Source organism: Halorubrum distributum JCM 10118 (assembly GCF_000337335.1).
Lineage (GTDB): Archaea > Halobacteriota > Halobacteria > Halobacteriales > Haloferacaceae > Halorubrum > Halorubrum distributum.
Window position 1 is genome coordinate 1 of the sequence record NZ_AOJN01000044.1, and the last position, 9,540, is coordinate 9,540.

Annotated in this window: 8 protein-coding genes; 7 read left to right on the top strand and 1 reads right to left on the bottom strand. The window is 56.2% G+C overall.

Features of this window, described 5'->3' with window-relative positions:
- Window positions 1-1,783: 1,783 nt before the first annotated feature.
- The 4 genes from C466_RS16530 (at window position 1,784) to C466_RS15980 (ending at window position 6,124) form a co-directional block, all read left to right on the top strand.
- Entirely contained in the window at window positions 1,784-2,578 is a 795-nt protein-coding gene (locus C466_RS16530; protein ID WP_152418592.1) for a hypothetical protein, read from the top strand.
- Window positions 2,579-2,648: 70 nt separating this feature from the next.
- On the top strand, window positions 2,649-5,021 hold the full coding sequence (locus tag C466_RS07240) for a hypothetical protein (protein WP_049908422.1): 2,373 nt from the start codon (window positions 2,649-2,651) through the stop codon (window positions 5,019-5,021).
- A 467-nt stretch (window positions 5,022-5,488) separates the two neighbouring features.
- Window positions 5,489-5,758, top strand: a complete 270-nt coding sequence (locus C466_RS15975; protein WP_004598872.1) for an AbrB/MazE/SpoVT family DNA-binding domain-containing protein — start codon at window positions 5,489-5,491, stop codon at window positions 5,756-5,758.
- Window positions 5,759-5,773: 15 nt separating this feature from the next.
- Window positions 5,774-6,124 (top strand): type II toxin-antitoxin system PemK/MazF family toxin, encoded by a 351-nt coding sequence (locus C466_RS15980; RefSeq protein ID WP_004598871.1) that lies wholly within the window; start codon window positions 5,774-5,776, stop codon window positions 6,122-6,124.
- 200 nt (window positions 6,125-6,324) lie between these two features.
- Here C466_RS15980 and C466_RS07250 read toward each other — a convergent pair whose 3' ends face one another.
- Entirely contained in the window at window positions 6,325-6,504 is a 180-nt protein-coding gene (locus tag C466_RS07250; RefSeq protein WP_004598870.1) for a hypothetical protein, read from the bottom strand.
- Window positions 6,505-6,768: 264 nt separating this feature from the next.
- Here C466_RS07250 and C466_RS07255 point away from each other — a divergent pair, with 264 nt between their 5' ends.
- The 3 genes from C466_RS07255 to C466_RS17155 all read left to right on the top strand — a co-directional run bounded on the left by C466_RS07255 (window position 6,769) and on the right by C466_RS17155 (window position 9,452).
- Window positions 6,769-8,025 (top strand): RNA-guided endonuclease InsQ/TnpB family protein, encoded by a 1,257-nt coding sequence (locus tag C466_RS07255; protein WP_004598869.1) that lies wholly within the window; start codon window positions 6,769-6,771, stop codon window positions 8,023-8,025.
- A 121-nt stretch (window positions 8,026-8,146) separates the two neighbouring features.
- Window positions 8,147-8,407 carry a hypothetical protein gene (locus C466_RS17150; protein WP_193366044.1) on the top strand — a complete coding sequence of 87 codons (261 nt, stop codon included), beginning with the start codon at window positions 8,147-8,149 and terminating at the stop codon, window positions 8,405-8,407.
- Window positions 8,408-8,723: 316 nt separating this feature from the next.
- Window positions 8,724-9,452 (top strand): HNH endonuclease, encoded by a 729-nt coding sequence (locus C466_RS17155; protein WP_193366045.1) that lies wholly within the window; start codon window positions 8,724-8,726, stop codon window positions 9,450-9,452.
- Window positions 9,453-9,540 lie beyond the last annotated feature (88 nt).

The window sequence follows — 9,540 nt, forward strand, 5'->3', positions numbered from 1 at the left end:
AAGAACTCTACCACAAACCCGGACGAAAAGCGCTCAAACACGCCGTCAAAGCCACTCTCTGAAATCAACAATGTGCTACACAAGAGCGTTAGTATTATATCAGTCGGTGTTTGGTGCCCTGAAGTTGCTCTCGTCATGCGATTTTGGTGGTTGCTTCCGTACAGCTCAGTCGGTGCCCTCCAGCGTGCCGTCCAGCTGGGATCATTGGTGGCACAATCCGCTGGGCCGGGTCTGAATCGCGGTCTGTTGTCTACGAGACCTCGAACAAAGAGTCGAGCGTAGCTGTCTCAGTATGAGTTGTATTCGATATAAGAGAGCATCCCGACAACCAGTATCGATCCGAACTCACCAGCGTCGTCGCACCAATAATCCCTAGGACTGCTGTATCAATATCCCAGCGATCCTCCGTCGATCCTCCAACGATCCTCGGTCAATCTTTCGTGGATCCTCCGTCAATCCTCCGTCGATCCTCCAACGATCCTCCGTCAATCCTTCGTCGATCTTCCGTCGATCCTCTGTCGATCCTCGGTCAATCTTTCATCGATCCTCCAGCGATCCTCCGTCGATCTTCACGCAAACCTCACGGACTCTCCACGCAAACTTCCGGCACACTAGCAGCAATCTGACAGAGGTCACGCGGTCTTTCTTGACGAGCTCAGTACAGCTCACGTTACCACGCTAGCAGCACGCACCGGAAGGACCCCACCCACCAGAGGCCACAGTTCGAAGCGCTCGCAGACTAACGCTGGACCGTTCGGACACTACCCTGAACGCACAGCCAACAGCGCACAACGAGCGCCCACGCGGAGACATGACCAGTCCCATACTATGGGCAGACGCGAGCCAGGAGCGAGCCCACAAGAACGATCGGTCTAGACAGCTCCAAAAATAGCTCATGGACAGCAGACACAGCCCATTGCGTCCGTACGAACTGGCGACTGTCAACGCACTCTCTCAAAACATCGCACCGACTCTCTCACGTTGAAGCACCCAACTGCCACCAACAAAGAATACGACACACACACGCGAGCGATCCGAACGGCTGCTACCAGCATACGGTTCCACCCACTCAGACGATCAGCGACGGGCGTGCTTGGAACCCAGATCAACCTCAATGAATTCACGACTACGTATCAGAAGACCGTCCAGCGAACACCACAAGTAGTCCACCGCAAGGTACCTCGCACGTTTCGAGACCATGCGCAGTGCGGTCTCCAGTCTAAGTGAGACACCACGCTCCCCCGACGATGTCTCAACAATACCTCACCGACGACCCCCCGACACTACAACGAAACCTCACCGACGACCCCCCGACACTACAACGAAACCTCACCGACGACCCCCCGACACTACAACGATTAAACCTCTACAACAAACTCACACCTCGACGACCAACCCTCTACAACAAAAAGAGACATCCGCAAGTTCTCGGTGTTTTCTACAGAGATTGTTGGCTGCCTACGTGAGCTATTTATAAGTATCAGTAACCCCCCTGACTCTAACAGCGATTTTTACATTCCCTATTGATGGTGGTCGTAGGGGATCGACCCCCGAGACAACGATGAGCAAACACCAACTAATGTCGATGATGATGGCGGAGGCGCTATTGGAAACCTCAGGGATCACCGAGGTCACGCACGCGCGTGAGAGCGGCCGCCCGGGCGTACAACTACGCTGCCGGATTAACGGCGAACCGGCGGATGTAACAATTGTCACGTCTTCACAGACGCCTCAACGAGCAGTTCGCGCGGCGTCTGCGGCTACCCAGCGTGATGCTCGTCACGTGATCGTGGCCCGAAATAAGCGGCTCGGAGCTCTCGTCACCCACTGGCTCCGGGCTCCCGTTGCCGAAGCGACTGGCGACAGTCTTCAGTTCTATACTGGAACGGCAGTACTCGAACGCGACGACGCGGTGGTCGTCACCGCGAGCGAAACTGCTGCGCCAGCGTGGTGGGTCTGCGGGACTACCGCCGACGCGGACCGCGATCGTCGCTACGAGCTGCGGTCTGCTGGGGACGTTCTCGCAACCGCCGTCCTCGAAGATGAGAGTCTCACCCTCAAGCATGGGAGCTGGACCGACGTCGAACAGGAGCGGAGTCCAACGGATCGACCCGCCGTGACACCGACGACAGACTACCAGGCGGCCTCGGAGACAACGACATGGACGCCGGTGAAACGGCCGCTTACCGTCGAGCCGACAGCACCGCTCACGGAGAGTACGGTGTATGCGCTCTCGGACGGATCTGATGACGGCGTCACGACGGTCGCGGGGCCGTCCGAACGCGGCGACGGTGCTGATACCGAAGCGAATCGGGAGATAGCTGCGCTCGTCGACCGGCTACTTGCGCAGTACACGGTCGCATCGCCGGGCGCGGGAATCGACTATGACGAGTTTGTTGCGGTGGTTTCGCGCCATCTTGAGGCAGAAGGCTGCTCTCCATTGAATAAGAGTCTGCTCGGTCAGGCACTGGGTGCTAAACCGAGTCTTACAATCGAACGCGTAATGAAAGCTGGCGAACCCCACCGACAGCTCCGAGGGTGCGCGTGGGCTGTCCCCCCGTCGACAGTAGGCGAGTAACGCTGCCGACGGTCGGCTCTCTCGGACGCAAAGACCGCAAACCGGTATTACAGTATTCAAAACGTATCCAATGGCAACAACCCAATCGACACTAGACGACGAAGCCGAATCAGCGTCGGCTGAGTCGGACTCAGAGCACGACTCGTCCGACTATCACCACAGCATCGGCGTTCAACCAACACTCACTGAAGGCTCCGACAAAGACCGGACAAATGTTGTCTTCGTGAAAGTCGACGCCTCAATGGCCGAGACGTTCGAGACTGGGCCGGAACGGGGTGCGACGGCGATTTCCGATCTGTCCGATAACGAAAGGAATGATGATATTACAATCGACCAAGTCGAACAGTTCGCCTGGGCCGTCACCGATGGGATGATGTACGCGTTTCGGGCAGATACCCCATCTCGAGAGTCAACGACCCAAGTAACAGTTACAAACCAGCCAGAGAGCGCTGATGCGCTCCCGGAACCGCTCCATACAACGTATCAGAAACTGACCAGCGAACTCCCGGAGTCACTCGATATCCGTATCGGGGCACTCCCTTTGGAACTGTTCGGACCGTCGCCGGCGCTTGGAACGCGACTCGTGATGGAGGAGGAAAATCTGAAGCCTGCGCGTCGTGGGAGCGTGTCCGGGGCGGACGCGAACGCCCTCTTCGAGGACCTCGCCGGCGAACCGTTCCTCTATTACGCGCTGTACCGTCGGTCCAGCGGGCTCCCCGAAAGCTACGAATATCAGGTCACGGTCCGGATCTTCCTGTTTAATCCAGCATATAAGATCAGCACTGAAAGTGAGTACGCCGACTGTCTTCGGTACGGTCGAAAATGTGATCCTGCGGATTCGTTTGCGGACCTTGGGGTCTCGTCGAGTCTCGCCGTCATTGACGACGGGTACAATGTCTCGCTGTACGATGGGTCGGTGGTGCCCAGTCGAGCGACTGAGCTTCCGGATTTTAGTTCGGGACAAGACCGTATCACCGGGAAAACAGAGTTCACACAGATGCGGCGGGCGCAGTACGGAGCGTCTGATATCCTTGAGGATCGCTGTGCGTGGACGAGTCTTCTTGCTCGAAAGATCGATCTTGAACACTACGTCGGGCTGGGCACGGTCAATCCGGGCGTTGATCCCTGGCAGAAAGCCCCACAGGCGACGGGGCTTGATATTGATGCTGTCGGTGTTGACCCCGAGAAACTGCTCCCGGATGAGGTCACAATTGGCGTTACAGAGCCGATCGAAGACGGCGAATTCGATCCTGACCGGACGACGGCCAACGACGGCACTGATGAGCACTGGGAGCGGATTAAACGCGTCGCTGTCGCCTTCGACAACAACGGGTACGACGTGGAAATTGTCACCCAAGACACGGGGTCGCGTCCAGATATCTGGATCCGGCGTGACGATGGCGAAATCTTCGCCGTCGAAGTCGAGTACCGAACACGGTCGAAACCGGGAAGCTTCTATACGAATCTCATCCGGCAGGCAGTCTGGGGGTATAAAACAATCACCGTAATGGTACCACAGACGGACGACGACGGGCGTACCGAGTCACTCGACACACTCGGCTCGTGGGCGCTGGACAAGCTCATGGTTCCGATGAAACAGCGCGATCCAACGAAAACACAGCTTCACAACTGCTCGGAGACGATTACTGTCGACGGCAAAACAATGCTGTTGCCGGAAGGGGTCTCTGAGTCTCGGTGGTGGTTGACCCGGGACGCGGAATATCTACTCGTTCATGACGGTGAAATACTCGCTCGCGGGGACGCAACAGCGCCGTTTGAGGCGTTTGAGTTCAATCTCCCGCGATACTACAAGAACGACGGCCAGTGGGTTGTCGAAAACAAGTACGACAAGCCCGTCCAGACATACGACGATGAGAGAGACATCGAACACACCAAAGTCCGTCAGTGCCATCGGCCGGTTGATCTAAGCTATGTCCGATTCGTGGAGGCACTCTACTGTTATAATCCGGACACTGGAGAGCTCGTCCAGCAAGAGATGACGGCCGAGTGGGACGTCGAGCAAGCCTCAAGCCGAAACGAACGGAGCCATCAACAGGCGTTTGAGACGTTCCTCGTCGAACACGAAACCGACGACGCGATCCTCGAGCGGGACTGCCGGCCGTTTATCTGCGACTGGATCGGACGGCTCAGCACCCACGACCATCCGGGGAAAAATATCTACGGAAAGTATTTAAAAGACTACCACAAGCGTGAGCGGACCTCAACGAAGTTTGGTATGGATCCGTGCTATCCCGGTGTCTCGTTCCGCTATCCTCGCGGGCTTGTCTCCCCAGACCTGCCTGGACTCGGCACGACGCCACACTTCCCTAGTCACTGGAACATTGCTGCTGAAGACGTGCTCCGGGAGCCGTTGATTCACGGGCTTGCTGATCGGAGCGACATTGAAGGGAAAGCGAAAGACAATCAAGAGACGGATAGCTAGCGCTGATAATAAACGAGCTATTGTACTGCTCCTTCCAATGAACAACCACACTACGCCTACCGGCTCGGCAGGTGAGACGGTTGCCATCTCTCAGGACGATGAGCTCCGCTTAAACACAGACGTGTATCACCCTCATTTTACCAGGAGAGAGTACGTCCGGCTCGGAACACATCCGACCGTGGATCTGATTTTCGTGCGCCCGGTGAGCGTTGATACTGCGGACCCATCAGAGGAGGATATTGCGTCTGCCTACAAGATAGATCATACTGGCTACACCGGTGAAGTGACGTGTCGACGGTTTCTCCAGCATCATAACTACCACCATACGGCTACGACGCAGTACGTTGCGGAGTGGTGGTCTGATCACGGTGTCTTATGTGTTGATCTTACAGATCCGGTGCCGACGTCTGAGCAGTCTTGATTACAGCACCGACACCCATATAGGTATGAAAAAAGTATGAATAGATATGCCAGAACACAAACGGAAAGTCGGAGACCGAGGTCAGGTGACAATTCCGAAAGAATTGCGGGACCGTCGTGGCATCGAAGGCGGTGACGAAATTGAATTCGTCGAAGTGAATGACAAGATAATACTCAAACCGCCGACAGATGAAGAACGGCTTGCTGAAGGATATCGAAAGAGAGCCGAGCGGTCTCGTGAGTTGGCTAAAGAAATGGAAGAAGCATCCGCAGAAGCAACCGGACATCTCGGTGACGCACCCGGCTGGAGCGAGTGAATTCTGGAGTCAAGTGTGCAGGTACGCCGCGGCGACATTGTCATCGTTGAACTGAATCCCACGAAAGGGAGTGAGCAGCACGGAAAGAGCCGGCCCTGTGTTGTCATCCAGAACGATGTTGGGAATCAATACTCACCGACAACCATCATTGCTCCATTCACAACGCAGTACACGTCTGGAGACACGTACCCGTTCGAGGTGGAAGTACTAGCTTCGGATACTGCCCTCGATCACGATTCGGTAGCAGATCTAAGTCAAATCAGGGTCATCGACATTGACGAACGTATAAAAAATAACATTGGATCTGTCCCGTCATCAGACATGATGAAAATCGACTCGGCAATCAAAGATAGCCTCGGTATTTGAGCGAAACGTTCCGCCAGTATATCGAACTGGTAGAGACACACCCCTCATTTCGTCTGTTCATCGAGTCTCTGGTACCAAGGTTGGTGAAGACACACCCCTGTCCCGTTTCGAGTATTTAAACCCAGGGGTAGCCTCTCGCACTCAATGCTAAAATACGAACTCAAGAATGGTTGCAGCGGCTGTAACAAGTATTCAGCTAGTTAGAGTGTTCCTTTCCGACGACGGATGATCAGCTCACGGACTCGTGCTTCGTGGTCGATGTCGCCTTGGAAGTACGCAGTCAAAATCGCCTCAACAACCTCTGAACGGCTTGCTTGGAGATCGACGCACTGCTCGGTCAGTTCATCCAGCTCCTCAACGAGTTCATCCGTGATGGACACGCCAAATTCCGTGTTTGACATCGATTAAACCTCCTGAAAGATTGTTGTAGCTGCTGTAATGTGATTTTACTGCTTGCTGTGATCGATGAGATTCTTCGCGGCACCACCATTTATGAAGAACAAGGAGAATACCCGCGCCTTTAGGCGCGGGATGAATCCGACACTCTGACCGACACCCCACCAAAGCCACTCCAATCGGATATTCAACGTCCGGTCGTTGATTTTAATATACGTTTTCTCATAATGTGTTATGAAGACAGTTCGATGCTGGAGACAACCCGTACCTACGTCGCACGCATCACGAACCACTCACAGGTTCGTGACGACCTCGACCAGTGCGGGTTCTCCGCATCCAAACTGTGGAACGTCGGACGCTACTACATCCAAGGCCGGTGGGATGAAGACGGTGAGATACCCGACGAAGCCGAACTGAAGTCGGAGTTGAAAAACCACGAACGCTACAGTGACCTACATTCTCAGTCAAGTCAGCGAGTTCTCGAAGAACTTGCTGAGGCGTTCACCGGATGGTACAACTCCGACGACGGCAACAACCCACCCGGATACCGGAAACGTGGCGATCGACACCCTCGCTCCACCGTGACGTGGAAACGGAAAGGAATCAAACACGACGACAACCACGGTCAACTCCGTCTCTCAAAAGGCTTCAACCTGAAAGAGTCGCGGTCTGACTTCATCCTCGCAGAGTACGAAACCCGTCCCGATATAGAAGTCGAGAACATCCAGCAGGTGCGTGCCGTCTGGAACGGCGACCGTTGGGAACTCCACCTCGTCTGTAAGAAAGAAATCCCAGTCGAAGACGCACCGGGTGACAACACGGCGGGGATCGACCTCGGGATCAACAACTATCTCGCCATCGACTACGAAGAGGGGGCGAGCGAACTGTATCCGGGGAACACGCTGAAAGAAGACAAGCACTACTTCACCCGCGAGGAGTACCAGACCGAAGGCGTGAACGGCCCGTCGAAGCGTGCGCGGAAGGCTCGACAGAAACTCTCCCGGCGCAAAGACCATTTCCTCCACACGCTCTCGAAACACATCGTTGAACGATGTGTCGAAGAAGGCGTGGAGAAAATAGCCGTTGGCGACCTCAGTGACATCCGCGAGGATGAGAACGGCGAGTCACGGAACTGGGGCGCGTCGGGGAACAAGAAACTCCACGGGTGGGAGTTTGACCGCTTCATCCGACTCCTCGAATACAAAGCCGAGGAACACGGCATCCTCGTTGACCGAGTGGACGAGGAGAACACCTCGAAGACGTGTTCGTGTTGCGGGCAGATTCGAGACAGCAACCGAGTGGAGCGCGGTCTGTACGTCTGTGAGTCGTGCGAGACGACGATGAACGCAGACGTGAACGGTGCGGTGAACATTCGCAGAAGGATAACTCAGAGTCCCCCGACTGGGGATATGAGTAACGGCTGGTTGGCACAGCCCGGAGTCTTCCTGTTCGACCGCGAGAGCGGACGGTTCACACCGAGAGAACAGGGAGTCTACAAACCCTAATATCCCAACGCTCGGGATTCCTCCGCCTTCAGGCGGAGGAGGATGTCAACCACGAGGATATCGTCGCAGAGAACCATGATCGCCCGCTGGTGTTCGAAACCGTGGTGACATCGAATTCGCAGTGGACGACACCGAAGCGGGCAGCTTCGGCTCCGCACTGGAAACCATCCAGCAGAAGGCGTACCTCCTCCTTCGCCTCCCCGTCGCCAATCACCCCTTCATCGATGCGAACAAATGGACGGCGCTCAACCCGGCGGCCTCTTCTACTTCCTTGGCAGATGTTAGATCGCGTGCGGTGGCAATGACGCAGTTCGCTTCGATCCGACCACCGTCCTCGCAGCCCAGCATATTAACCAACACAACGAACAACACTGTTGGTTAATTTCGCTGAGTCGAGTAGGGTGCGGTCCGGTACTAGTCCTGTTTGTATCCCTCGAATTGGGTGCGAGGGGTGGTGGGTGAGAGTGATGCCCAGCGCTCTCTCGTATGAAAATGAAACAACCAGCGAGAGCAATGCGTGTGGCTTCGCCTCCGTCGACGACGACACTATCGACGTGGCATCCGGTCGCACGTGTACGAGTTCCAGTTGTATCAAGTCACGCAGCGCTTCGGCCGCAAGAGTCCGAGCAGTGGTCGGCAGTTGGTCACCAACGGGCAGGTGCTCAGTCACCATCGGAGATCGAGGAGGCACAGTACCAATGAGCGACGACGAGTTCCGACAGGCTGTCCGCAACGCTTGGGGCGACGCGTGTCTTGTCTGTGGGCGGTCTCCCGATGGGTGGCTCAACACCACCCGCGGCGAACGGCGGCAAGACAAGCTTTCGCTCCATCATCTCAACGGAGATGACACCGACGATCGCGTCGCCAACGTGATCCCGCTGTGTCAGAGCTGTCACGTCCATATCCACAAGGTGGACAAGCCGCCCTACCGGCAGTGGCACCGGCAACTCCCGATCGAACATCGCAACGCTTGGAATGCGCACTACAAAGAGTACTACGAGGGGCCGCGTATTTCCAGTGAAGAGGCAGAACGGCTGTTCGGTGACGACGACGGCACGCCAGAAAGCGACAAGTATCGCGAGCACGAGCCATCACCGGCTTCCGACGGCGACGAGCCTATGGAGGCTACATCGGACGCTGCGAGCGATCAGGGAGATGTCGTAGACTCGTCATCTCGTGACGACGAACCGAACACTGCGACTGAGACGGATGGTGGTCCGGAGTCTGCTCCTGGTACAGAATCGATCAGCATCACGTTCGTTCCCGCGAGGTCGTCACGTCGTCGGATCCGGTTCGTCGAACGCGACGACGGACCCGGCTGGTGGCGAATTGACGACGAGTGGACCGGCTGTCGGTGGCGGCCGGTTGGTCGCGAACCGGTCACTGATGTTGAGCGTATGGGTGGGAGTGGCTTCGACGGGGAGTGACCTCCTCCTCGCCGTAAACGGCGAGGCTTCCCACGGCACTACACCGCTGGGTTGGGATATTTGCTGGTTCACGGCCTGTCGGCATGAC

Bases quoted from the DNA above. Each gene is read 5' to 3' on its own strand.
- C466_RS07240 (WP_049908422.1), top strand. From the start codon at position 2,649: ATGGCAACAACCCAATCGACACTAGACGACGAAGCCGAATCAGCGTCG.
- C466_RS15975 (WP_004598872.1), top strand. From the start codon at position 5,489: ATGCCAGAACACAAACGGAAAGTCGGAGACCGAGGTCAGGTGACAATT.
- C466_RS07255 (WP_004598869.1), top strand. From the start codon at position 6,769: ATGCTGGAGACAACCCGTACCTACGTCGCACGCATCACGAACCACTCA.
- C466_RS17155 (WP_193366045.1), top strand. From the start codon at position 8,724: ATGAGCGACGACGAGTTCCGACAGGCTGTCCGCAACGCTTGGGGCGAC.